Genomic DNA, 22,105 nt, shown 5'->3' with positions numbered 1-22,105 from the left:
GGGAGACAGCCCGCGGACACGCGCCGGCTCGGCCTGAGAGCAAGGCACGTACCAAGGCGGCGCGCGGGAGGGGGCGTGTCGCGAGCACCCCGGGGGAGTGTCCCCGATGCGTACCGGCGGAACGCGGCTGCGTCCGGCAGGACCGCAAGCGCGGCGCTCAGGCGGGGGCCTCCCCTGGGGAAGCGCTGGCACGGAAAGGGCAAGTGCACGCCGGCGCATGGCCTTCCAGGAACGACTCGCGCTGTCCCTCACCCTGACCCTGGGCGGGCAGTCCTTCGTCATCCCGGGGGGGCAGGTGGAGGCCTTCTCCGTGGACCTCCAGCCCCACGGGTTCACCGCGGAGGTGAGCTTCTGGACCGGCCTGGAGAAGGACGACGGGCCGCTCTTCACGGCCTTCGCCACCCCAGACCTCCTGGACGTGAAGCTGTCCATCTCCGGCGGCTACCCCGTCCCCCAGCCCCCACCCAAGCCGCTCATCCTCCATGGCCTGGCCCGGGAGCGCTCGCTGGAGGCCCGGACGCATGGCCCGGTGGGCGGCGCGCCGGTGCGCTTCCGGCGCTACACCGTGGTGTTCGAGGACGCCGCGCGCGTGCTCTGGCGCCAGCACCGCCCCACGGAGCTGCGCACGGACTTCGCGCTGAAGACGCTGTTGACGGAGCACACCGCGGGGGCGTTCACCCTCGACTTCGACTGGGACGTGCTCGACGAGAAGCGGCCCCTGGTGTGCCTGGCGCTGGGCGAGGACGCGCCGGGCGTGGGCCTGTACGACTTCGTCGCGTGGCTCGCGGACACGCGGGGTGGGGTGTGGGCCTACGACTGCGTGAAGGACCAGTACGGGTTGTGGGGACGCAAGCCCGCGGTGAGCGGCGCGAAGTTGCTGTCGCGCACGAAGGTGGAGCGGCTGGACGTGGTCATCCCCGCCATCCCTCGCAACGCGGCGCGGGTGCTCAACACCTCCACGCTCAAGTCCTCCACGCTGGAGGTGCCCGCGAGCAAGGGCGCGGGCGTCGCGGGCATCCACCAGGACCACCTGGTGCGCACGCCCATCGTGTCCGTCGTGGAGCAGCGCCAGGCGCTGGAGGTCAACCGGCTGCGCGTCCCGCAGCGCAGGTACAGGATGACGTTCAACCACTTCCCCACCGTGCCGGTGAGCCCCTGGTCCGGACTGCGGGTGGAGGGGCTGCTGTGGGGCTCCTCGGTGGTGGGGAGCGGAGAGGACCTCCGCGTGGTGGAGCTGTCCTTGTCGGCGCGGACGCTCGACGAGGGACCTCACGCGGGGCTGCAGCTGAAGGACACGGGGTTCGAGGTGGAGATGTCGCTGTTGGCGGAGCGCGCGTCGGACACGACGGTGTCGCTGCCCGCGCACCACGCGCCTCGCTATCCCATCCACGTCGAGGGCAAGGTGCTCAGTCCCGGAGGCGGGGAGAAGGACCGCATCTACCTGCTGTCCGAGGACAAGAAGACGTCGGTGCTCACGTGGCGCGTGAAGGTGCCGCTGTGGAACAAGGACGTGAGCGTGCCGGCGGAGCCGGGCTTCTTCCCGGGCCACTTCTACTTCCCGCCGTACAAGAACGCGCGCGTGCTGGTGGCGCTGCACTTCGACCGGGCGGAGCTCCACCGTCACCTGGACTGGGCGGACGCGGCGCGACTGCCGCAGGACGGGCAGGGGGACGGCATCCTCCTGGGGAAGAACGACACCAGCCAGACATCCATCGTCCACGACTTCCAGGACATGAAGCCCGTGTGGCACCTGGAGCGCACCTCGGGGCCGGACACCGAGACGGTGCGCATGGCCGAGGGCACGATGATGTTCCGGACGAAGGAGCTGCCCGGCGCCGCGTCCGTCACGCCCACGTTCGATGTCTCGCCGCAGGTGGAGACCGCGCGCGCGGACCTCTCGGCGGGGGTCGGCGGCGCGATGGGGGAGACGACCGCCGCCTACCGGGTGGCCTCGGGCAGCTCGCAGGCGAAGCTGGACGGGGCCTCGTCCGAGACGCAGGCGGCGCTCGAGTCCGCGCAGGCCGAGGTCTCCGCGAAGGTCTCCGAGGCGAAGGCCGAGCTGCAGGGCGCGCTCTCCGGGCTGGAGGGACGCACGTCCTCGCTCACCCGCGCGGCCTCCGAGGCCCGCGCGGCGCTGGAGCAGCTCAAGTGACGACACGCGCGCGATGGGGTGATTCTCCGGGAATGGAGGTCGAGTCGTGAAGGCACTGCTGGGCACGCTGGCGGAGCTGCGGGGAGACCTGGAGACGACGGGCTCGGGGGGCGTGGCCCGCATCGGTGACGCACGCTCGGCCATCGAGTCCATGGCGGAGGGCGTCACCGCGCTCATCGCCTCGATTCGTCCTGAGCTGGAGCCTCCGCTGACGGGGCTGCTCGCGCGCATCGACGCGCTCGACGCGAAGCTCGCGGCGACGAAGCAGCCGGAGGCGGAGCGGAGGCGCGAGCAGCTGGCGCCGCTGCGCTCCCGGGTGGATGGCACGTCCCAGTCGATGGCGTCGAGCCTCGCGAGCCTGGAGGGTGGGGCGGGGGGCTCGCTGACGTCCGCGAAGGACGGCGCGGCGACGTCACTGGGAGCGCTCGAGACGACTTTGTCCACACAGGTGCAGTCGCTGACGGGGCAGGTGGAGGCGGTGGAGGAGGCCATCGTCCCCGCGCAGGCGCAGGTGGACTCGCTCATCAAGCAGGCCAACGAGGCGCTGGAGACGCTGGTCGCGGGCGCGCTGGCCTCGGTCGCCGCCATCCGCGAGCCGCTGAAGATGGCGGTGGACACGGCCATGGCGACGCTGGACGCCGTCGTGGAGAAGCTCGCCGCGCTCAAGGAGCAGGTGCTGGCGCTCTTCGCGCCGCTGCCCGCGGTGCTGGAGCAGCTCCAGACGCTGTATCAGACGCTCGTCGGTTCGCTGGAGGCGCTGCTCACCAAGGTGAACACGCTGCTGGATGCGATTCCCGCGGCGAACCTGCCCAAGCCCCTGGTGACGCCCGCGGTGCAGGCCATCCAGCAGGTGGTGACGCAGATCACCACGCAGCTGGGCACGTTCTCCACGCAGATGACGACGCAGATGGGCACGCTCCAGGACCAGGTGCTCACCCAGGTGGACCAGGTGCGCACGCAGGCGCTCGCGCAGGTGGAGACGGTTCAGAAGCAGCTGGTCCAGCAGGTGGACACGCTCAAGCAGACCATCCTCCAGCAGGTCGAGCCCGTCAGCGCGCAGATGGACCAGGCCGTCGCGGCCGCCGTCACGCAGGTGGGCACGGCGAAGGACCAGGCCATCGCCCAGGTGACGACGGTGCAGGACCAGATGGCCGCGCGCGTGGACGCGGTGAAGACGCAGGTGAAGTCCCAGCTGCCCACGTTGCGGGAGCAGGTGGACGCGGGAGCGAAGGCCGCCCAGGCGCAGGTGGAGACCGCGCGGGCCTCGGCCGAGGACCAGGTCACCTCGACGCGCGCGACGCTGAAGTCCCAGGTCGACGCGACGACGAGCAGCGTGAACGCGGAGCTGGATGCACTGGAGGCGCGGCCGCTTCCGGCGGCGCCCTCCGTGGAGCAGCAGCTGGCCGCGGGCACGGCGGCCGCGCAGGCGCAGGTGGCGTCGGCGCGGGCGTCGGCCGAGGCTCAGGTCGAAAACGCGAAGACGCAGGTGGCCAAGGCCGAGGCGGAGGCCCAGGCGGAAGCGGAGGCCCAGGCGCGTGCTTCCACGTCCGAGGCAGAGCGCCGCGCGGAGACGGAGCTCGATGCGAGGGCTGCCACCGCACCGGGGCTCAAGCGTCCCTCGAAGGCCTGAGACCGCGAGCCCCTCCGGCCCCCCCGGCCGCGGAAGCTGGTGGTCGCCGATGAACTGCACGTCAGTGCAGGGCATGGACTCCGCTCCTGGAGGGGCCCGCGCGCGACACACGTCTCCCAGCAGCCAGAGCCATGGCGCTCGCCGGAGGGGAGCTGGCGGCGCGTAGGCGCGGCCCGGCTACTTCCCGGCGGAGGGGGCCTCGACCTTCGGACCCTCGACCTTGGGGGGCTCGACCTTCGGCGGCTCGAACTTGGGCGGCTCCTCCTTCTTGGGCTCACCCTTGGGCTTCTTGCGCTTCGACGGCGCATCCGTGCGGATGCGGCTCTCCTCCAGCTCGATGTCCACGCGCCCCGGGATGGGCGAGTCGAGCAACACCTGCCACGCGCCGTCGGGCGTGGTGAACAGGAAGGAGATGGCCAGCGGAGACTCCTCCGGAATCTTCACCCGCGTCTGGGTCTTCTCGCCCGGGTAGATGACGAGCGTCTGCACCACCGAGTCATCGGGGTGCACCACGCGCTCGGCCACGTCGGCGTAGAACTCCGTCATGTACCGCTGCGAGTCCACCGCGCGCACCACCATGTGCAGCGGCCGCCCCTGGTTCGTCCCCTGGGGCGAGTTCACGTGGATGGACAGGTGCGTCGGCGCGCACGCCACCGTCCCCAGGGCCAGCGCCAGCATCAACAGCCAGGGGAACCTCATCGCGTCACCTCTTGGAACAGCGTCCAGGGACCGCCACGCATGCCGAAGCGCAAACGAATCTCCGAGTGTTGTGAACCATCCGGGCCCGGCAGCGGCCAGATGGCGTTCTGCTCGGCGTCGAAGCTCGCGGCATCCAGGATGCGGAAGCAGTTCCACGACGAGCGCGACAGCTCCGTGGAGCGGTAGCGCTTGGCCTCGCGGCCCGGCACGCGCAGCTCGACGCCGACAGAGGCCGAGCGCGGCTCCCACCATGCCAGCGCGAAGTCCTGCCACGCGGGCGTCTGGTTGAAGCCGAACGCCGCCGCCTCGCCGCACTTCAGGAAGGACATGGTGACGAAGCCGTTCTCCCCCGACGGCGGCAGCGGCAGCGGGCGCACCTGGAGCTGCAGCGGCTGCGGCTTGCCCTCCTCGGTCCACAAGAGCTTCGCCAGCTTCGCCAGCCGGCCGAGCATCACCAGCATGCGCGGCGGGACGGCGAGCTGCTGACGCAGCGGCCGGCGCAGCATCCACTCCGTGCCGCGCTCCTCCACCACCGGCGAGAGCACCTGCGCCACGAACTGCCAGAAGGCGCCGTCCTTGCGCTTGAGCACCTCCAGCTCCGTCGGGTCCAGCTCCTGGCTCGCCTCCACCGCGAACGGGTAGCGACGCAACAGCGGCGTGAGCAGCGTGCGGAAGCGCCACTCCCACTGCTCCTCCAGCACGCGCTCCAGCTCGGCCCGGCCCAGCTCCCGCGTCATCAGGAAGGGCTCGCGGAACGGCCGGCGCAGCTCGCCCAGGATGCCCTGCTTGTCCAGCCACTCGTCCACGCGGCGCAGGTACGAGCCCTCCTCGTCGAGCAGCATGGACAGGCCCACGCGGCCCAGCGGGGAGAGCAGGTCGGTCAGCTGGCGTCCGCCGTCCTCGTTCGACGCGGGCGTCTCCTCCGCGCCCGAGCGCAGGGACGCGGGGACGATGGTGCGCGCGGCCCCGGCCGCCGGCGGCGCGCTGAACCCCGACACCTCCGTGTGCAGCTGCGACACCAGCAGCAGGTACGCCGCGAGCTGCGCCGTCTGTCCGTCCTTGTCCGGCGTCATGAGCTGCACGATGGGCCGGAACAGCGACAGCTCCTGGCGCAGCGGCTCGTAGTACGGGCCCTCCATGGGGCCGATACCCGCCCCCGTGGCCACCTCGCGCAGCATCGCCACCAGCTCGGAGGTCGGCTGCGTCACCGAGGACAGCTCCGAGGCCAGCGTCGTCGTCAGCGCCGTGAAGCGGTAGTCGCGGTACTTCACCAGCAGGTCCTGCCGGTAGCGCTGCCCGAAGTTGGCCACCTTCTTGAGCACGTAGCCCTGGCGCTGCGCGGCCTCCGCGCGCGACAGCTTCGAGTCCGCCATGCGCAGGGTGAACTCGTCCACCAGCGGCTTGATGTCCGTCTCGAACGTCAGCCACTCCACGCCGCGGCGCGAGGGCAGGGCGTCCACCGCGCCCACGTCCAGCGCGTCCTCCAGCGACAGCCCCAGCCCGGCCTCGGCCGCGGACGCCACCGCGCCCGGCGGCAGCCCCATCGAGGTCCGGCTGAAGGGCCGCTGGCCCTGCTCAATCTGCCGCAGCAGCTTGTCCAGCAGCGAGCGCGACAGCTCCTTGGGGCGGAACTCGAAGGACTGCTGCATCACCCGGACCTCCAGGCGCGCGTCGCCGTTGGCGGGCACGAAGAGGCCACCGGTGCGCGTGAGCAGCTCCGCGGTGGACATCTCCGCCGCGGCCTTCAGGCCCGCGTCGATTTCATCCTCCATGCGCAGCACCGCCGACAGCATCGGCTCGTGCTCGCGCAGCCAGTCGAGCGCGACGAGCGTGTTGTCCACGCCCTTGAGGGTCGCCTGGCTCTCCGGTGCGCCGGACGCGTCCAGCAGCGCCAGCACCTTGTGCGCGGACGTGTACGCCATGCTCTGCGCCAAGGTCAGCTTCAGCCGCTGCCGCTCGCTCGCCAGCGAGCGCCACCGCTCCAGGTCCATCTCCCGCGCGCTCAGCACCAGCTGCAGCTTGATGAGATGGTCTCTCCACGGGCCCAGGTAGCTCTCCTCGGACAGCCACTCGTAGGGCCAGCGCATCCACGGCACCTGGCCTTGCGTCTGCAGGCCCGTGCGCCACGCCTGGTCGCTGGAGATGATGTAGTCGCCCACCACCTCCTCGCGCAGCCCCGTGGCCTCCATCCAGTCGCCGCCCTTCTCCGTGGCGCGGGTCCCCAGCAGGCTCAGCGCGTCCGCCGCCCAGTTCCACCGCTTGCGGTACTGGCCATCCAGGTACGACAGGATGAAGCGCCCCATGTCGTCGGTGCGCGAGGCGCGCGCCACCGCCATCAGGTGCAGCATCTGCTCGGGACGGCAGAGCGTCTCGCGCTCGCAGCGCTCCTCCGCGTGCGACGCCGCCCACAGCGAGCGGCTGCCCACCAGCTCCGTCGAGGCGCAGCCCGGGATGAGCGGGCCACAGCGCTGGCACTGCTCCTGGCAGGACTCGAGCAGCGGCTTGAGATAGGACAGGCGCACCGTGTTGGACAGCTGCGCGCGCAGCACCTCCTGCTCGTCCTGGAAGCTGTTGCTCAAGAGCGGGAAGTAGCGCGCCGCGGAGAGCAGCGCGTCCATGGCCTGCATCGCGCCCTGGCCCTTGTCCACCACCACCTCGCCGGACGCCGTCAGGTGCTGCTGCCCCAGCCGCTGCACCGTGGACTCGAAGTCCTCCATGTGCCGCTGGGCCTCGGCCAGGCGGTTGTAGAAGTTCCCGTACGCCGCCACCACCGGCAGCACGCCCAGCGCGAGCAGCGCCGCGCACCTGCGCAGGTGCTTGCCGCGGTAGCGCGCGCGCAGCTCCACGTTGCGCTTCTCCGCGGCGATGGCGAACACCCCCGCCGAGCGCGCGTCCGCCGCCGGCGACGACACGTACACCCGCGTCAGCTCCGGGCGGTAGGACAGCGTGCCGCCCTCCACCAGCCCCGTCACGAACCTGGCGAGCGCCGCGAAGGACTCACCGCCGCGCGCGTAGAACTCCTCCAGCCGTCCGAAGGCGTCCACCGACAACGAGACCAGGCCCAGCGCGAAGTACTGCTCCAGGGGCTGCAGCCCCGCGGCCAGCCGGCCCTCCTCACCCGCGGGCGGCACGTCCCAGTGCAGGGGGATGCCATGGCTGCGCAAGAGCTGGGCGAAGTCCGAGAAGCCCACCATCGCGTCCATGTGCGTCAGGCACAGGCGCGTCTCCACCGAGCCCCGGCTCGCCTCGGACAGCAGGTTGATCTTCCCGCGCACCAGCTGGATGACCCGGCGCACCTCGTCCGGCGGCGTCTCCGCGAGCCACCGCGCGTCCAGCGCCACCACGACGCGCCCCTTCTGCCGACGGAAGCTCGACTTCCACAGCCGGCTGAGCGCGCGGCGCGCCTCCTGCGAGTCGTCCTCCAGCAGCGACGCCGACACCTCGTGGACCACCTTGTCCGGCCCCAGGAACATCTGGAGCAGCGGGTCCGAGGTGTGGCTGGGCATGAACTGCCGCTCCTGCCGCCGCCAGTCCACCTCCAGGTCGATGAGCGTCGTCTTGCCCGCGCCCGCAGGCCCGAGCACCACCACCGTGGGGAAGTCCAGCACCGCCACGCGGTAGCGCAGCGGCAGCGCGTTCAGGAACTGCTTGCGGATGCGCACCAGCGCGCCGGTGTCCAGCCGCTTGCGCGTCTCCACCTTCGGCGCCACCCGCCGGCGCTTCCTCCACCACCACACCAGCCCGACGACGAGCGCCAAGGCGAGCAGCACCCCGAGCCCTATCAATATCCACGTCAGATAGGGTCGCGCCGCGTCCGCTGTCGTCGTCGCCGCGCTCGCGGCCGCGGCAACGGGGTTCTTCTCGCCCGCCATGGCTCTAGTCCCTCTTCCCGCCCGCTTGCGCGCGGACCGCGAGCTGGAGGCCTTCCATCACGTCCTCCAGTCGCTCCAGTGTGGCCTCCAGTTGCACACCCCATGCCTCCCGCTCCTTGGGTGACAACCGCTTGCCTCCGGGGCCGGGTTCCAGGGCCTTCGCCCCCTCGCGGAGCACCTCCACGAGGGGCACCGTCCCCTCGGCCAGGCTCCCCAGCGACGAGGTCAGGGCCTTCTGGAGCCGCTCCACCAGCTCGGCCACGTTCTGACGGGACGCACTCGCGTCCTTCCGGACGCCGAGGGGAGTCGTCACGCGGGCCTCAGTTGGACAGGTGCCAGAGCACCACCGGCACCGCGATGATGATGGACACCGTCACGGCGTAGTAGCGCCAGGGGAAGTCGTACAGGGTGGGAGGCGGGGGCGCGGCCTCCGTGTGCGCCTCGCCCACCTGCGTCTCCGGCCGGGGGATGCGGGCCGCCAGCTGCTCGCGGTAGTCGCGCAGCCGCGCCGGGTGGCCCACGTGCCGGCCGATGAAGCCCGCGGTGAGGCAGAAGTGCAGCATCTCGAAGAGCAGCGGCGCCGTGTCCGGGCGCCGCAGGGCGGTGTCCGCCAGCTCGAAGAACAGGTCGCCGCCCGCGTCCACGCCGAACGCACGCAGCTGCAAGAGCGGCCAGTGCTGCGCGTCCTCGTTCGACAGGCGGGCGAGCACCTTCTCGTCCACCAGGAAGGCGAAGGGCTGGAGCACCTTCTCCACGTCGTCGTGGCGCAGGTCGGTCTCCAGCGCCGCGCGCAGGGCCTCCAGCTCGCCCATCAGCGTGCGGGACATCGCATCCAGGGCGCCCTCGGACAGGTGCTCTCGCAGGGCGGGGTCCAGATTCACGGTGCCCAGCTCCCGCTCGAGCAACTCCTCCACGTGGCGGTAGGCCAGGAGGATGGCTTTCCAGTGCGTCATCTTCATCAGGAGGCTCCAGGGATGGCGAGGGGACCTTGGCCGGCGATGGTCGCCTTCAGCTCCACCGTCGCCTCGTGGTTCCACGCATCCAGCAAATCTCGGACCCGCGTCAGGAACGTCACCACCAGCGGCTCGAAGCCCTCCTCGAAGGGCTCCAGCACCACCTCGTACACGTTCCTCAGTCCGGAGCCCTTCATGGCGCTGTCGGGCACCCGCGACACGCTCATCTCGCGCAACAGCGGCAGACACCGGCGGAAGGGGCCCTCGGAGGGCGTGCCCAGGTGCTGGAGCACCGAGCGCAGCTCGTCCAGCCCCAGCGTGGCCTGGGCCTTCCAGGCGAGCAGCTGGGTGAGCGCCGTCAGGTCATCCCTCAGGGGGCTCTCCCGGTCCGGCTGGAGCTGGCCGACCAGCCGCCACTCCAGGCCCTCGATGTGGCGCGCCGGCACGCTCACCGTCATCCGCCCCGACGCCTCCGAGGCGAAGCGCGGCTGGTGCCACAGCGCCTCCACCACCAGCTTGCGCGGCGTGGTGAAGGCCTCCGGCATGCGCAGCACCAGGTGCGGGGAGGGGCCGTTCTCCGACGGCACCTCCTCCACCTCGTAGCCGGGGCCGCTGCCGGGCAGGTGCGCGGGCCTGAGCGGCGCGAGCCCCGTCTTGGTCATCTCGAACACGCCCGTCACCGAGTGCAGCGCCAGCTCCCGCCCCGCGCTCATGTTGCGGATGGGGTGCTCGGAGCGGGTGCCGTCCGTGGTGATGACCTGTGCGGGCTCCGCGCGCAGGTTCTCCACCGGCACCGCGAAGGGCACCAGGAAGTCCGGCCGGTGGGAGCGGCCCACCGTCCACGCCTGCGCCAGGTCGAAGCACAGGCTGAAGCGCCGCCACCCGCCGCGCGACGGCGGCACCGCGACGTGGAGGAAGAGCTCCGTCTCCGGGAAGAGGAAGAACGAGCGCAGCCGCTGCAGCGGGTGGGTGAAGGTCTCCGAGTCATCCGGCGCCGGCGGCTCCCGGTCGAACGACACCTCGCACCGCTCGCCCGTGACGTGCTCGTCCGCGGGTGGCCCGTACACCACGCTGACCTCGCGCAGGTGCTGGCGCAGCGCGTGGAACACCGCCAGGGACGGCAGGTACTCGTCCAGGTGGCGCACGTGCAGGCTCATCGTGCCGATGGCGTCCGCGCGCTCGTGCCGCGACTCGAAGTGGAGCATCAGCCGGTGGCCACCCCGCACCAGCGGGCGCACCTCGGTGGACTCCAGGGTGATGGGCAGCACGCGCAGGTCGCGCTGGAGGCGGAAGGCGCCGGGCTCACCCTCGGCGGGCGACAGCCGCAGCTCGGTGCCGCGGGGAAGGAGCACCGCCTCGCCCATCTTCCCCATGGGCTGCGCCTGCACCACCGCGCGCGTGGGCAGCGGCTCCAACAGGAAGTCGAAGAAGCCGGCGAACAGCCGGCGCCACGTGGAGCGCAGGTTGTGCAGCGTCGCGTGGCGCGTCTGCACGGAGAAGAACGCCATCGCCTCGATGAGGCGGCGCACGTCCGGGTCCTCCCGCTCCAGGGGGGCGGCGGGGTAGCGCTCGTGGAAGCGTTGGCGGAAGCGCTCGAGGGAGGCCATCTCCTCGAGGAAGTCCTGGTGCAGCCGGTCCTTCGGGCGGGTCATCTTGAATGACTCCTTACCCCAACTTCACGAGCGCGCCCGAGACGCTGGTGATACCGGATGCCTTGAGGTTGGCCATTCCCTGGGCTTCCAGGTCCAGCGCGGCTTGCCCCGCCACCTTGACATTCAGCCCCGTCACCTGCGTGTCCGTCTTGCCCGCGGCCTTCAGCGTCAGGCCCTCAATCTTGGCCTCGCCGCCGGTGGCCTCCATGGAAGCCGTCAGGCCCTTGAGCGCCAGCGCCTGGGTGGCCTCCACGTTGACCTTCGCCGAGGAGCTGATGCTCGCGTCCTGGGTGGCCGTCTGGGTGAGCTTCGCCTGGGTGGTGAGGCTCATGTCCTTCGTGCTCGTCACCTTCAGCGTGTCCTGGCTGGTCCACTCCGACGTGCCCTTGGACAGGAGCGTTATCGTCTGGGCGTCGACCTTGAAGTCCTTGACGGTGACGACGATGCTGTCGGCCTTCTGCACGACGGTGCTGGTGTCGCTCGGCCCGGCGACCTTCAGGGTGATGGCGGTGCCGTCCATCGTCACGGTCTGGACGATGTTCGCGTCGGCATTGTCCACCGTGACGGTGATGCCCTTCACTTTGTCCAGCTCGATGGTGCAGACCAGCGTTCCCATGGCTCCTTCACGCCTCCAGCCGCCTTAAGCGGGCTCTTCCTTCACGCGGATGACCAGCGTCCCCTCCTTGATTTCGATGCGGGCCGTGTCCTTGGCGTTCGTCCTCTGCAAGAGGAAGACCGGCTTGCCGTCCACGTAGGAGTGCTTCATGGACGTGCCGTTCTCCGGCGTCTTGCCCACCAAGAGATGCGTCCCCTGGCCGTCGGCCGGCATGCGCGCCGTGTCACGCCAGTCCAGGAAGCGCTTGAGCCAGGCCTTCTGGAAGTCCAGCCCCACCAGCACGCGCTCCCCCTTGTAGGCCGGGAAGTAGAAGTGGCCGGGCAGCAGGTTGGGGTTGAAGGGCAGGGTGACGATTTGATTCGCCCAGAGGGGAATCTTCACCTTGTACCCGTCCTGCGACGTCTTGGAGTCGGTGTAGGCCTGCCACGTCTCGTGGGGCTCGTCCCCCATCTCGCTGACGATGAGGCCCTCCACGTACCGGGGCCAGGTGGGCGGCAGGTAGGGCGGCAGGTCCACCCACTTCTCCGCCTGGGGCTCCAGGAGCGTGGCCATCTGGAACTCGAAGCCCCCGTTCTTCGACAGGTGCTCCGCGTCCGGGGTGGACGCGAGCGCGTCCCCTCGCAACGCCAGGGTGCGCACCCGGAACGTCTCGCCGCCGGCCAGCCCCGCCGCGGCCCACGCCTCCGTGGTGGGCAGCTTGACGAGCGAGCCGGGCACCAGGGCGGTGGCGGGGAAGCGCTTCCAGCCGAGCTCCACCTCCTTGCCCCGGACCTTGAGGCGGGAGGTCTCCAGCGTCACCCGCGCGTCCACCTCGTTGGTGATGGGCGTGCGCAGCAGCACGTCGTGCCGGATGCCGGTGACGGCGCTCTGCTGGTTGATGGGCCGGGTGGCGGGGCCCTCGGCCACCGCGTTGAGCACCGTCACCTCGTGGCGGGGGACCTCCGGGAAGCGCACGGTGACCTGGTCCACGTCCGGGCCCCACAGCTTCACGGGCGTGCCCTCCGCGGCCTTCGCGGTGGACAGCTTGTACTTCGCCGCCGTGTAGTCGTACGCGAGCACGCCGTCGCGCGTGTCCACGTACCAGAGGAGGAAGTCGTAGAAGCTGGCGCCGTGCTCGGGCGTCAGGCCCAGGAACAGCTGCGGACACGTGGCGTCCAGCCCCGCGCTCCAGTCGTAGACGAGGGGGATGTGCGTGCCCTTGTGCGCGTCCAGCACGTCCTTCATCGTCTTCTGCGTGTAGAGCACGCAGGGGAAGTGCTGGCTCCACAGGAGCGCCGCCGCGTCCTGGAACGTCACCTCGTAGCGCCGGTGCAGCAGCGGGGCGCCGGGACGGGGCACGCCGGGCACCTCCACCAGCGAGCGCTCCGACACCAGGCCCTTCACCTTCAGCGACGTGAGCGCGGGCTGGGGCGCGGCGTCGGTGTGCACCGCCGTCAGCTCCAGCTGGACCTCCATCAGGTCCTGCTCCAGGAACGCCGCCTTCAGCGTGTCCTTCTCCAGGCCGCCCGCGGACGTGTTGTCCGCGAGGTCGAAGGCCACGCGGCCCTCGAAGCCGAACGAGCGCAGGGTCAGCGCGAAGGACTTCACGTCCCCTGGAGGGATGACGTGCGCGGTGCCGCCGGCGGTGAGCGTGACGGCGACCTTGAGCCGGTCCGCGAAGCTGTCGGCCTTCATGGCTCCTCCTCCACGCGGACGTTGCCGCTGAGGGTGTCGAAGCGCAGGCGCAGCTTGCGGCGCTCCTGGCCCACCGTGCCGACCAGGCCGAAGTGCAGCCACAGCCCCGCGTCGCGCCCGCGCATCGTCAACTCCACGTCCGACAGGCGCGGCTCGTGGCGCGAAATCTCCTCGGTCAGCTCGCGGGTGAGCGTCTCCACCAGCTCCCGCGTGCCGTACTTCTCCGTGTACTCACCCAGGCCGAAGTCGCGGCGGAAGAAGCCGTAGCCCTCCTTGGTGTTGAGCACGGCCTCCAGGTTGCGCACCACGTGCTCCAGCTCGCTGTGGCCCTTCTTGCCGGACGCGCGAGCGGAGTCGGCGCGGGTGGCGAACTTGTCGAGGAAGGAGGCTCGGCCCATGTCACGCCCTGCGCCAGAAGAGGGACACCTGGGCTCCCTGCAACGCCGGGGTGGCGTAGAAGGCCAGGCCATTCTCGCGCAGCGCGAACTGCCACTCCTCGCCCTGCACGAGCTGGTACCAGTCTATCTCGGGTCCCAGCGCATGCGGGAACGAGGGGTGCGGGACGTGGTGGAACGGGATGCCCTTGAGGGCCATGCGCCGCACCGTGGCCAGGCGTGAGGGCCCCGCCAGCTTCACGCCGTCCACGACCAGGGGCTCTCCGGCCCGCTTGCGCTGCACCAGCATGTACAGCTCGCCGCTCTCCAGCACCTCGGGCGGCAGCGGCGAGAAGATGAACTGCCCGTCGCGCGCGGTGAACGAGCGATGGGTGGCGCGCGTGGACTCCGGCTGCAGCGCGCGCGTGAGCAGCTCCACCCAGCGGATGAGGCCCTTGCCCGGGCTGTCGTGCTGGTACGTGGGCAGGTCCGCGTCCGGCATCATCTCCAGGTAGCAGCAGGACTCGAAGTACAAGTCGCGGAGCGCGTCGAAGAAGACGTACGGGTGGGGTGAGATGTGGCGACTCATGTCGCCGCGCAGCGCCTGCAGCCGCTGCACCTCGCACAGCGCGCGGCGGGCGTTGGTGAGCCGGTCCGAGCGCAGGTAGCTGTCGGACAGGCGCGCGATGAGCTGCAGCCGCGCCTGCTCCAGCAGGTCATCCAACCTGACGAGCAGGGCCGAGAGGAACGGGTGGGGACCGACGAGCAGCAGCGGAGGCACCAGGTCCTCCGTCAGTCCCCACACGCCCTCGGTGTCCCGCCGGAACACGGCCAGCGGCAGCGTGTCGATGGCCCCGTCCAGCACCGGCTCCGCGGACAGGCGCAGCCGACGCATGACCCGCTCCACCACCGGCGGGTCCTCCGCGTACAGCCGCACCCCCGCCGCGCCCTGGCTGCCCCCCAGCACGTGCAGGTAGACGGTGGCCTCGGCGCGGCCGGTCCCCTCGAGCGAGAAGGGCGGCAGCACCGCGTTGCCCGGCACATCCACCACGAAGCCGGCGGGGGTCACCGCCGTCAACGTGGCTATGGACAGGCTTCCGCCGGCCAGCAGGGGCTCGCTCCAGGCCATGGCCGCCACGCCGTGACTCGGCGTACCGGATAGCGAAGCCTGGAGGCGGACCTGGGCCTCCAGTGATTCTTCCTGGGCCTCGAAGTGCTCCGGCAGCAGCGTCTGACCGACGTGCCACCGGACCCGGGCGAGCTTGAAGGGGGGCATGGGACTTTCTTACCGCAGGACGACTAGGCCGTCTCCGTGACGCCCCACTTCTTCACGATGTTCTTCGAGGACGCCGCCGCGACGTTGATGGACTGCTCCAGCGTCTTGGGCTTCACGCCGATCTGGAACGTGAAGTTCTTGGGCGACTGCACCTCACGCGACTCGTTCTCCGCCACGGCGATGTTCAGCGCGTCGCCGTTCTTCTCGAGCAGGCCGTTGAGGTCCGCGTCCACGAAGTTGGACTTGAAGTACTTCTTCGCGAGCGGGTCGTACTCGTAGATGACGTACTTCACGACCACTTCGATGTTGGAGAAGCTGCCCAGCAGCATCTCGGAGATCTTCTGCTTGTTGGCGGTGGAGATCTGCCCGGAGAAGTACAGCGCGTCGGTGACGCCCGTCTCCCACAGGTAGTTGTTGAGCACCGCCACGGCCTTGGAGGCCAGGACCTTGTCCGGCTGCTCCGGGTCCTTCAGCGTCTCCTGGTCCGCCACCAGCGCTTCACCGCCGATGGAGATGGACAGGATGTAGCCGACGGGGGACTGCTTGTCCTTCTTGAAGTTGTAGCCCTGGTACACATCCAGGTCTCGGGCGAACTGAGGCATGACTCACTCCTGCATTTGGGTGGGACTGCTTGGTGGGTTTGCAGCGGGGGGACTTCAGCCGAGCCGGGACTCCAGCATGAGCTCCACGTTGAGGCCCTCGAACTGGATGTGCGGCAGCACGGCGACCTTGCAGTCGTACCAGCCGATCTCTCCGGTGCGCTGCTCCACCATCACGTTGGTGGCCTTGAACGGGAAGCGGCGCACCGTCAGGTCGTCGGGGCTGGCCACCGTGGTGACGTAGCCGGCGAGCCACGCGTCGATCTGCCGCTGGATGTAGGGCGCATCGGCCGTGGAGCCGATGTTGTCGCGCATGATGCACTTCACGTAGTGCGCCAGGCGGGTGATGGAGAACGTGTACGCCATGTTCGTGACGAGCTGCGAGTTCTCCGAGTCCTTCGGGTCCTTGAACCGCTTGGAGACCTTGGCGGACTGGGTGCTGAAGAACGTCGCCTCGCTGGTGCCCTTGCGGTACACCAGCGGCATGAAGCCGCAGCGCGCGAACTCGAACTCGCGGTAGTCCGGGATGGCGATCTCCACCGGGGCCTTGAGCTCCTCCTGGCCGCGCAGGAAGAACGTGTCCACGGGCAGGCCGGTGATGAGGCCGCCGCCCTTGGGGCCGCGGATGGACTGGCACCAGCCGGAGTTCTCGAACGCCTTCACCATGTTGCGGGCGAAGAGCACGGACGAGTTGCCCCACAGGTACTTGCTGGAGTCGCCCTGCGCGTTCTCCGTGAAGTGCAGGTCGTCGCAGGGGTTCTTGTCCGGGTGCCAGGGCAGGCGCAGCACGTAGCGGGGGAAGGTCAGGCCCAGGTACGCGGCCTCCTCGCTGTCGCGCAGCTCGTTCCACTTGCCGTAGCGCGGGTGGGCGAGCGCGCCCTCCAGGTCCTTGATGGCCTCCATCTCCTCGACCTTCTCGCAGCCGAAGAACTTGGGGCTCACGGCGGCGACGAAGGGGCAGTGCGCGGCGTTGGCCACCTTGCCCATCGCGCGCAGCCACTTGATGTCGCCGGGCGAGGAGGAGAACTCGTACAGGCCAATCATCGCGCCGAAGGGACGGCCGCCGTACTGGTCGTACTCCTGGATGTAGACCTTGTCGAACAGCGCCCCGGCGAACACGTCCGCGGAGTTGTTCTCGAAGTCCTGACCCAGCTCGTCGCGCGCGGCGTCCAGGAGGTCGATGGCGATGTTCGCCTTGAAGTTGGTGTTGGCGACCAGGTCGTCCAGACCGCGCCACGCCGACTCCATCTGCTGGAAGCGCTCGTGGTGGAGGATCTCGTTCATCTGGTCGTCGATCATCGAGTCGATGCGGCTGACGACGTCGAGCACCTTGCCCTTGTCGAAGCGCAGCGCGTCGCCCGAGTCGGTCTCCGCGGGCGTGACGTTCTGCACCAGGGCGGCGAGCGCGGACATGAAGCGCGCCTCGATGGTGACTTCCTTCTCGTCCAGCGTGGGGACGAACTTCTCGGAGATCATCGGCTTGGCGTCCGTGGGACGCTCCAGCCGCACGCTCTTGAACAACCCAGGCAGATAGGAGGTTTCAGCCATGACGGTTACCTTGAGATGGAAAAGGGTGTGTTGAGGAAGCGGGCCCTTACGCCTTCACGGTGGCGGGCTCGGAGACGGTGGCCGGCTGGGTGGCGGCGGCGGGCGTCGCGTCGGAGGAGAGCGCGGGCTTGCCCGGCAGACGCAGCGACTCGTAGTCCTTGAGCTCGGCGAGCACGGCCTTGAGCGCGTCCTTGTTGGAGAACAGCTCGTAGACCATGCTGCGCAGCGCCTTCTGGTTGTCGATGCTCGACTGCATCTCCAGCAAGAGCTTCTTGAGCAGCCGCAGCGCCTTGAGCTTCGGCACGTGGTTGACGATCTCGTCCGGGTGGAAGGACTTCATCCGGTCGATGGGCAGCTCGACGTTCAGGTCCGCCTCCACATCCGGGTTGATGCGGTTGGGCACCTGGAAGCTGACGGACATCTTCATGTCCTTCATCAGCTCGTCGAGGTTCTTGCCATTGACGGAGCGAAGCTTGCGCGCCTCGAGGTCCACCTTGCGGTCCTCGGAGGAGCCGAGCGAGAAGTCACCCAGCATCAGCAGACGCAGGGGCAGGTTCACCGTCTCCTGCTCGCCGTTGATGGTGGTGCGGTACGTGAGCGTGATTCGTGACTTGGGCAACTGATCCTGGATTGACATGGCTACGTTACTCCCTCGGTTTGAAGGCCTTTCTTGCCCGGCGACGTGCCGGGGTGCTGCACGTCACTGCGGGGGTGAAGCTCTGGGGGCGGTGTCGCCGGAGAACAGGACGACCTGCCGGTCCTCCTCGGGGCCGCCGATGATGGGCTCGTAGCCGAGGTGACTGGTGTCCTCGACGCGGGCGTGGCCGTGCTGATCCCTGATGACCAGCGCGACGGTGAGGAACACGGGCGTGTCCACCAGGTGCGGCAGCACGCGCGAGCGCAGGCGGCGGCGCGCCTCCACGGCCCAGGCGGCGCCGGTGCCACAGAAGGACTCGTTGACGTGGAGCCACGCCTCCAGGCCGCCGGTGGGCACGGTGGCGAAGCCGCCCATCGCGGTGCCGTCACCCAACGCCGCGCCGCCCAGGCGGATGCCGCGCGTGTCGATGCGCTGGCGGCGGGTGGCGCGGCGCACGCGGACCTCCGCCTCCGGATACGCCTGGGAGAACAGCCAGTGCAGCGTGGAGGGACAGCCGGGGCGCAAGAGGCGCAGGCGGTGCGCGGCGGCGGACTCCCAGCCGGGGAGCAGCGCCCCGTCGCGCTCGGGGAACAGGCCGGCGAAGCGCGCCTTGAGCAGCAGGTGGTCGAAGTAGCCCAGGAAGCTCTCCATGGCGTCGTGCTCCAGCGACTCCATGGCCTTCAGGAAGAAGGAGGGCAGGGGCGACTGGACGCTGAGCAGTCCCAGGTGGACGGTGATGATGGCGCGGCGCGGGTTGCGCGCGAAGTCGACGGACTGGATGAGCCGGGGCGCGTGCACGGTGCCGCGGTGGCTCTTGAGCTCCACGTCGTCCGGGCCGTAGCCCTCTTTCGAGAGCAGCTCCAGCAGGGCCGGCATGTCGAACGCGCCGGCGTGCTCGCGGATGCGCTCCTCGACGGGGGCGAGGCGGACGGGGGGCTGGGGCGTGTGCTGCTGCATGACGTCAGTCCTCCTCTCCGCCGCCGGGCGGCTGCTGCGCGATGAACGCGTCCAGGTCGACGCGGTAGAGCTGCTCGAGCGCTCGCATCGACAGCGAGTCAGCCTCTTGCAGGAAGGGTTCCAGCTGGTGTGCGTGGCCGCTGAGGCCCGCGAAGAAGCTCGTGAAGAGCGACGGCAGGAACACGCGCGGGTCGAAGCGCTCCACCGTGGCCATGACATCCGAGGCCACCACGCCCGCCTTGGGCAGCTCGCCCTTCTCGAGCAGGAGGGTGAAGGCCTCCAGCTTGCGGATGAGCAGCGCGAGCTGCGGGGAGATGGGCACGCCGGGCGCGGGCGGCGGCGCGACGACGGGCTGCGCGACGACGGGCGCGGGCTGCGTGGGGGCCACCGGCGGCTCGACGGCCACGGGCTGCGCGGCGACGGCCACGGGCTCCAGCGCGGGCGGGGGCACGAGCGCGACGGGCGCGGGCGGGGGCAGGGCCTCCATGTGGCGGCGCAGCCAGTGCGTCAGGTTGCGGAAGGGCTCCTCGCAGCCGTTCTTGGGCAGCGTGGCGGGGATGGCGGTGAGGATGGAGTCGCCCAGCGCGAGCGCCTCCTCGAGCGGCGCGCGGATGTCGGCCTCGCACCAGCGCCGCCACGTGGCGTCCTGCTTCTTCTCGTGGTGGGCCAGGTGCTTGTTGATGGAGCGCAGGAGCCAGCGCAGGCCGCTCTCCAGGAAGATGTCGCGCTTGGGCTCCGGGCCGAACGCGGGAAGGCTGTCGGTGAGCAGGTGGTGGATGGAGTGGAACATCCCCGGCATCGCCAGGAGGCCGCGCTCCTGGAACCCGCCGAAGAGGTAGATGCCGACGAGCCGCGTGTCGCGCTGGCCCTCGCGCAGCAGCGCCTCCGCGCCGCGGGCGGCCTGGGCGTATTCGCCGCCGGCGACCGCCTCCGTGACGGCCTCGACGCGGGCGTCGGGCTCGCCGTCCGGCGCGGGCGCGGGAGGAGCGCCCTCGAGAGGCTTCTCGAGGAGGGTGCCGTCGAAGGGCGCCAGGGTGAGGGCCGCGTCAGCCATCGATGACCTTCACCTGTCCGGGGGAGACGACCTGGATGACGCCGCCGTACGAGCACATCAGCTTCGAGTTGCTCTCCAGCGCGGGCGCGCTGCCGAGCATCAGCTTGGGGCAGCCGGGCACCCACGGCGCCGCGGTGGCGGGGATGCAGGGCATGGGGGTGAGCACGCCCAGGGCCGCCGCCGTCGCCGCCGCCACCGTGGGGTTGGCCAGCGACTGGCACATCCCGAAGGGCAGGATGTTCACCAGGGGCTTGCTGTCGAGGATGTTGGCCGCGGGCGTCGGCCCGACCACCTTGTTGGTGGGCAGCACCACCAGCGACGAGGGGGCGACGCCGAAGCTGCATTGCAGCATCGCTCCCATGACGACCTGGGCACCCATGGTCCACCTCGCGCGCGTCCCGGGCTCCGGGATGGAGCGCCTGACGCGGAGCCACCCATTGCGCGAGTCGTGCCAGCCAGTGGACAGCCGCGCTTCCCTCTGGGGACCCCCGCCGGGGGCTGCGGCGCGTTGGCGGTGCGCGTTGTCGACGAACGCGGGCGCGTCCGGCGCGTACGCGTGGATTACCGCGAGCCTGTACGCTCGTCCTCGCCTGGGGCCCGGACGCTCTCCCGCAGGCGGCCGCGCAGCGCGGTGAGGGCCTGGAACATCGGATCCGTGGACTTCTGGTGGAGGGCGCCGATCAGGTACTGGGCGCGGCACCAGGCCTCGTCGATGCGCCCCTCCTTCGTCCGGTGGGGGAGCAGGGGGAAGAGCTCGACGCGGTCCGGCAGGTGCTCGGCGCCCAGGCGCAGCTCCAGCCTGCGTCTGACCTCGACGCGGCGCGCGTCCTGCTCCCTGGCGAAGCTCTCCGCGTCCTCCGCCCCGGTGAAGAGGAGCAGGACGTGCGGTGCGTGGCGGGAGGTGCCCGCGGAGGCGGCGGGGGTGACGGACGCGCCGTGGCAGAAGGGCAGGTCGGCGAGCGCCTCGATGACCTCGGCGGAGGGGTAGACGCGGCCCTCGCGGCGCGTGTCGCGGGTGCCGGAGAACAGGTACTGCTCGCGCTGGCGGGTGAGCAGGACGAAGGGCGGGGGGCGGCCCTTGTCGGGCAGCGGCGTGAAGAGGCCCACGTCACCGGCGGCCTCCTGGCCGCTCAGGTTGAGGTCCTTGAAGGCCCAGGCGCGGCCCGGCGAGGGGGCCAGGGCGGTGTGGAGCTCGCCGGTGTGGCGGCGGGACGCGAGCATCGTGCCGCCCTCGGCCGCGTCGATGAGCACGTGGGTGTGGGGCACGTTGGCCACGTCGCACTGCCGCATCCAGTCGCGCCACGACTCCCAGTCGAGCGCGTCATCGGCGGAGCGGAACCAGTGGGCCACGCCGCGCAACGCTCCCTTGTTGGCGCGGACCAGCGCCTCGCGCAGCGCGGGGGAGACGCCGAGCGAGCGCAGGGGCAGCTCCGTGAGCCGCGCGGGCGCGCGCTCCACCTCCGCGGGCTCCAGGTGGACATAGGTGGCGCCGCGCAAGAGCGTGGCGAAGAGGAGCGCGGGCTGGTGCTGGAGGAAGTGGAAGCCAGGCGCGGCGAAGGCGTCCCCGGCGCCCAGGCCGAAGGTGAGCAGCCCGTCGACGAGGGCGCCGTTCCACGCCCGCTCGGCCGTGAGGGGGACGGGCGTGTCCGGCGGGTCGACGAGCGGGGAGAACAGCAGGGCCACGGTGTCGCCGGGCTTGTACGTGTGGGACGTGAAGCCGGGCGCGACGTCGCCTTTGGAGCGCAGCAGGAGCGCCTCGTGGCCCTTGATGAGCGGGGCCTGGTGGGCCTCCGCGGAGATGTGGGCGGGCTCCAGGCGCGTGAGCCTGCGGGCCAGGAAGTGGGTGCCGGTGGGGGGCAGCACGCTGACGCACGCGCCCAGCTTCAGCGACGCCAGCAGCGACACGAGCAGCTCCGGCCCCAGCGGATGCACCAGCGCGACCCTGGCGCCCGCCTTGACGCCCTGGGCGGCCCACTCGGCGGCGCGTCGCGAGGCCCGGTCCGCCAGCTCGCGGTAGCCCAGGAGCTGCCACCGGGCGCCGTCCCAGGTGCGCAGCGCGGGCGCGGTGGAGTCCGCGTGACGGACGACCAGGTCGTGGAAGAAGTCGTGGTGCTGGCCCGGGCGGCTCTTGGGCGCGGGTCCACCCCGGCTGGCGTGGTGGGCGGCGAGCGTGGCGATGAAGCCAGGCGCGTCGCTCCAGCTGTCGCGCAGCCAGGCCGGAAGGGCTCCGTCGCTGGTCGTGGCTTCCGTCTGGCGGAGGATTTCCCGGAGGTCGAAGGGCATGGTGGCGTTCTCGGGAGGCAGTCTACGCGACGCGGCGGACGCGTGGGGCCACCCGCAGGCAAGACTCGGGCCGTCGGTGATGCGCGCGGCCATTCCGACGGAGCGGGTGGTCGCGGGGCAGGGTGGGGC

Annotated in this window: 18 protein-coding genes; 2 read left to right on the top strand and 16 right to left on the bottom strand. The window is 70.7% G+C overall.

Annotation, left to right across the window (positions count from 1 at the left end; translation table 11 throughout):
- The first annotated feature begins 217 nt into the window (after nucleotides 1-217).
- Both FL311_RS13220 and FL311_RS13215 read left to right on the top strand, forming a co-directional pair.
- Nucleotides 218-2,152, top strand: coding sequence for a hypothetical protein (locus FL311_RS13220; protein ID WP_141325453.1), 1,935 nt, complete (start codon nucleotides 218-220; stop codon nucleotides 2,150-2,152).
- A 46-nt stretch (nucleotides 2,153-2,198) separates the two neighbouring features.
- Entirely contained in the window at nucleotides 2,199-3,782 is a 1,584-nt protein-coding gene (locus FL311_RS13215) for an apolipoprotein A1/A4/E domain-containing protein (protein WP_141325451.1), read from the top strand.
- Nucleotides 3,783-3,959: 177 nt separating this feature from the next.
- Here FL311_RS13215 and FL311_RS13210 read toward each other — a convergent pair whose 3' ends face one another.
- The 16 genes from FL311_RS13210 to FL311_RS13135 all read right to left on the bottom strand — a co-directional run bounded on the left by FL311_RS13210 (nucleotide 3,960) and on the right by FL311_RS13135 (nucleotide 21,976).
- Nucleotides 3,960-4,481 (bottom strand): hypothetical protein, encoded by a 522-nt coding sequence (locus FL311_RS13210; RefSeq protein WP_046712999.1) that lies wholly within the window; start codon nucleotides 4,479-4,481, stop codon nucleotides 3,960-3,962.
- Entirely contained in the window at nucleotides 4,478-8,353 is a 3,876-nt protein-coding gene (locus FL311_RS13205; protein WP_141325449.1) for a type VI secretion IcmF C-terminal domain-containing protein, read from the bottom strand. Before FL311_RS13205 ends, FL311_RS13210 begins: the two co-directional genes overlap by 4 nt.
- A 4-nt stretch (nucleotides 8,354-8,357) precedes the next feature.
- A complete protein-coding gene (locus FL311_RS13200) occupies nucleotides 8,358-8,666 on the bottom strand; it encodes a hypothetical protein (protein WP_141325447.1) in 309 nt (102 codons plus the stop codon).
- 7 nt (nucleotides 8,667-8,673) lie between these two features.
- Nucleotides 8,674-9,312 (bottom strand): DotU family type IV/VI secretion system protein, encoded by a 639-nt coding sequence (locus FL311_RS13195; RefSeq protein ID WP_141325445.1) that lies wholly within the window; start codon nucleotides 9,310-9,312, stop codon nucleotides 8,674-8,676.
- Nucleotides 9,312-10,958: a type VI secretion system baseplate subunit TssF gene (locus FL311_RS13190; RefSeq protein ID WP_141325443.1), complete on the bottom strand. Its 1,647-nt coding sequence runs from the start codon at nucleotides 10,956-10,958 to the stop codon at nucleotides 9,312-9,314. Before FL311_RS13190 ends, FL311_RS13195 begins: the two co-directional genes overlap by 1 nt.
- Nucleotides 10,959-10,971: 13 nt before the next feature.
- Nucleotides 10,972-11,574: a hypothetical protein gene (locus FL311_RS13185; protein WP_046713003.1), complete on the bottom strand. Its 603-nt coding sequence runs from the start codon at nucleotides 11,572-11,574 to the stop codon at nucleotides 10,972-10,974.
- A gap of 24 nt (nucleotides 11,575-11,598) precedes the next feature.
- Nucleotides 11,599-13,248: a hypothetical protein gene (locus FL311_RS13180; protein ID WP_141325441.1), complete on the bottom strand. Its 1,650-nt coding sequence runs from the start codon at nucleotides 13,246-13,248 to the stop codon at nucleotides 11,599-11,601.
- Nucleotides 13,245-13,646: a type VI secretion system baseplate subunit TssE gene (tssE, locus tag FL311_RS13175; protein ID WP_141325439.1), complete on the bottom strand. Its 402-nt coding sequence runs from the start codon at nucleotides 13,644-13,646 to the stop codon at nucleotides 13,245-13,247. The genes FL311_RS13180 and tssE overlap by 4 nt, the downstream gene beginning before the upstream one ends.
- Before the next feature lies 1 nt (nucleotide 13,647).
- Nucleotides 13,648-14,898, bottom strand: coding sequence for a type VI secretion system baseplate subunit TssK (gene tssK / locus FL311_RS13170; RefSeq protein ID WP_141325437.1), 1,251 nt, complete (start codon nucleotides 14,896-14,898; stop codon nucleotides 13,648-13,650).
- 23 nt (nucleotides 14,899-14,921) lie between these two features.
- Nucleotides 14,922-15,500: a hypothetical protein gene (locus FL311_RS13165; RefSeq protein ID WP_141325435.1), complete on the bottom strand. Its 579-nt coding sequence runs from the start codon at nucleotides 15,498-15,500 to the stop codon at nucleotides 14,922-14,924.
- Between the two features lie 54 nt (nucleotides 15,501-15,554).
- On the bottom strand, nucleotides 15,555-17,045 hold the full coding sequence (tssC, locus tag FL311_RS13160; RefSeq protein ID WP_141325434.1) for a type VI secretion system contractile sheath large subunit: 1,491 nt from the start codon (nucleotides 17,043-17,045) through the stop codon (nucleotides 15,555-15,557).
- Between the two features lie 46 nt (nucleotides 17,046-17,091).
- A complete protein-coding gene (gene tssB, locus FL311_RS13155) occupies nucleotides 17,092-17,682 on the bottom strand; it encodes a type VI secretion system contractile sheath small subunit (protein ID WP_141325432.1) in 591 nt (196 codons plus the stop codon).
- Between the two features lie 63 nt (nucleotides 17,683-17,745).
- The gene (locus FL311_RS13150) at nucleotides 17,746-18,639 is read right to left on the bottom strand and encodes a type VI secretion system baseplate subunit TssG (RefSeq protein ID WP_141325430.1); all 894 of its coding nucleotides are present in this window, start codon (nucleotides 18,637-18,639) and stop codon (nucleotides 17,746-17,748) included.
- Between the two features lie 4 nt (nucleotides 18,640-18,643).
- The gene (locus FL311_RS13145) at nucleotides 18,644-19,693 is read right to left on the bottom strand and encodes a type VI secretion system protein IglI family protein (protein ID WP_141325429.1); all 1,050 of its coding nucleotides are present in this window, start codon (nucleotides 19,691-19,693) and stop codon (nucleotides 18,644-18,646) included.
- Entirely contained in the window at nucleotides 19,686-20,072 is a 387-nt protein-coding gene (locus FL311_RS13140) for a DUF4280 domain-containing protein (protein ID WP_141325427.1), read from the bottom strand. Before FL311_RS13140 ends, FL311_RS13145 begins: the two co-directional genes overlap by 8 nt.
- 182 nt (nucleotides 20,073-20,254) lie before the next feature.
- The gene (locus tag FL311_RS13135) at nucleotides 20,255-21,976 is read right to left on the bottom strand and encodes an AMP-binding protein (RefSeq protein ID WP_141325424.1); all 1,722 of its coding nucleotides are present in this window, start codon (nucleotides 21,974-21,976) and stop codon (nucleotides 20,255-20,257) included.
- Nucleotides 21,977-22,105 lie beyond the last annotated feature (129 nt).

Source organism: Myxococcus sp. AB025B, from assembly GCF_006518215.1.
In the GTDB taxonomy this organism is placed as follows: Bacteria; Myxococcota; Myxococcia; order Myxococcales; family Myxococcaceae; genus Myxococcus; species Myxococcus fulvus.
The sequence above is the reverse complement of the archived record's forward strand: the minus strand, read 5'-3'. Positions and strand labels throughout refer to the sequence as shown.

Coding starts and splice junctions, on each gene's coding strand:
- FL311_RS13220 (WP_141325453.1), top strand. CDS start 218: ATGGCCTTCCAGGAACGACTCGCGCTGTCCCTCACCCTGACCCTGGGC.
- FL311_RS13210 (WP_046712999.1), bottom strand. CDS start 4,481: ATGAGGTTCCCCTGGCTGTTGATGCTGGCGCTGGCCCTGGGGACGGTG.
- FL311_RS13205 (WP_141325449.1), bottom strand. CDS start 8,353: ATGGCGGGCGAGAAGAACCCCGTTGCCGCGGCCGCGAGCGCGGCGACG.
- FL311_RS13195 (WP_141325445.1), bottom strand. CDS start 9,312: ATGAAGATGACGCACTGGAAAGCCATCCTCCTGGCCTACCGCCACGTG.
- FL311_RS13190 (WP_141325443.1), bottom strand. CDS start 10,958: ATGACCCGCCCGAAGGACCGGCTGCACCAGGACTTCCTCGAGGAGATG.
- FL311_RS13185 (WP_046713003.1), bottom strand. CDS start 11,574: ATGGGAACGCTGGTCTGCACCATCGAGCTGGACAAAGTGAAGGGCATC.
- FL311_RS13180 (WP_141325441.1), bottom strand. CDS start 13,248: ATGAAGGCCGACAGCTTCGCGGACCGGCTCAAGGTCGCCGTCACGCTC.
- tssE (WP_141325439.1), bottom strand. CDS start 13,646: ATGGGCCGAGCCTCCTTCCTCGACAAGTTCGCCACCCGCGCCGACTCC.
- tssK (WP_141325437.1), bottom strand. CDS start 14,898: ATGCCCCCCTTCAAGCTCGCCCGGGTCCGGTGGCACGTCGGTCAGACG.
- FL311_RS13165 (WP_141325435.1), bottom strand. CDS start 15,500: ATGCCTCAGTTCGCCCGAGACCTGGATGTGTACCAGGGCTACAACTTC.
- tssC (WP_141325434.1), bottom strand. CDS start 17,045: ATGGCTGAAACCTCCTATCTGCCTGGGTTGTTCAAGAGCGTGCGGCTG.
- tssB (WP_141325432.1), bottom strand. CDS start 17,682: ATGTCAATCCAGGATCAGTTGCCCAAGTCACGAATCACGCTCACGTAC.
- FL311_RS13150 (WP_141325430.1), bottom strand. CDS start 18,639: ATGCAGCAGCACACGCCCCAGCCCCCCGTCCGCCTCGCCCCCGTCGAG.
- FL311_RS13145 (WP_141325429.1), bottom strand. CDS start 19,693: ATGGCTGACGCGGCCCTCACCCTGGCGCCCTTCGACGGCACCCTCCTC.
- FL311_RS13140 (WP_141325427.1), bottom strand. CDS start 20,072: ATGGGTGCCCAGGTCGTCATGGGAGCGATGCTGCAATGCAGCTTCGGC.
- FL311_RS13135 (WP_141325424.1), bottom strand. CDS start 21,976: ATGCCCTTCGACCTCCGGGAAATCCTCCGCCAGACGGAAGCCACGACC.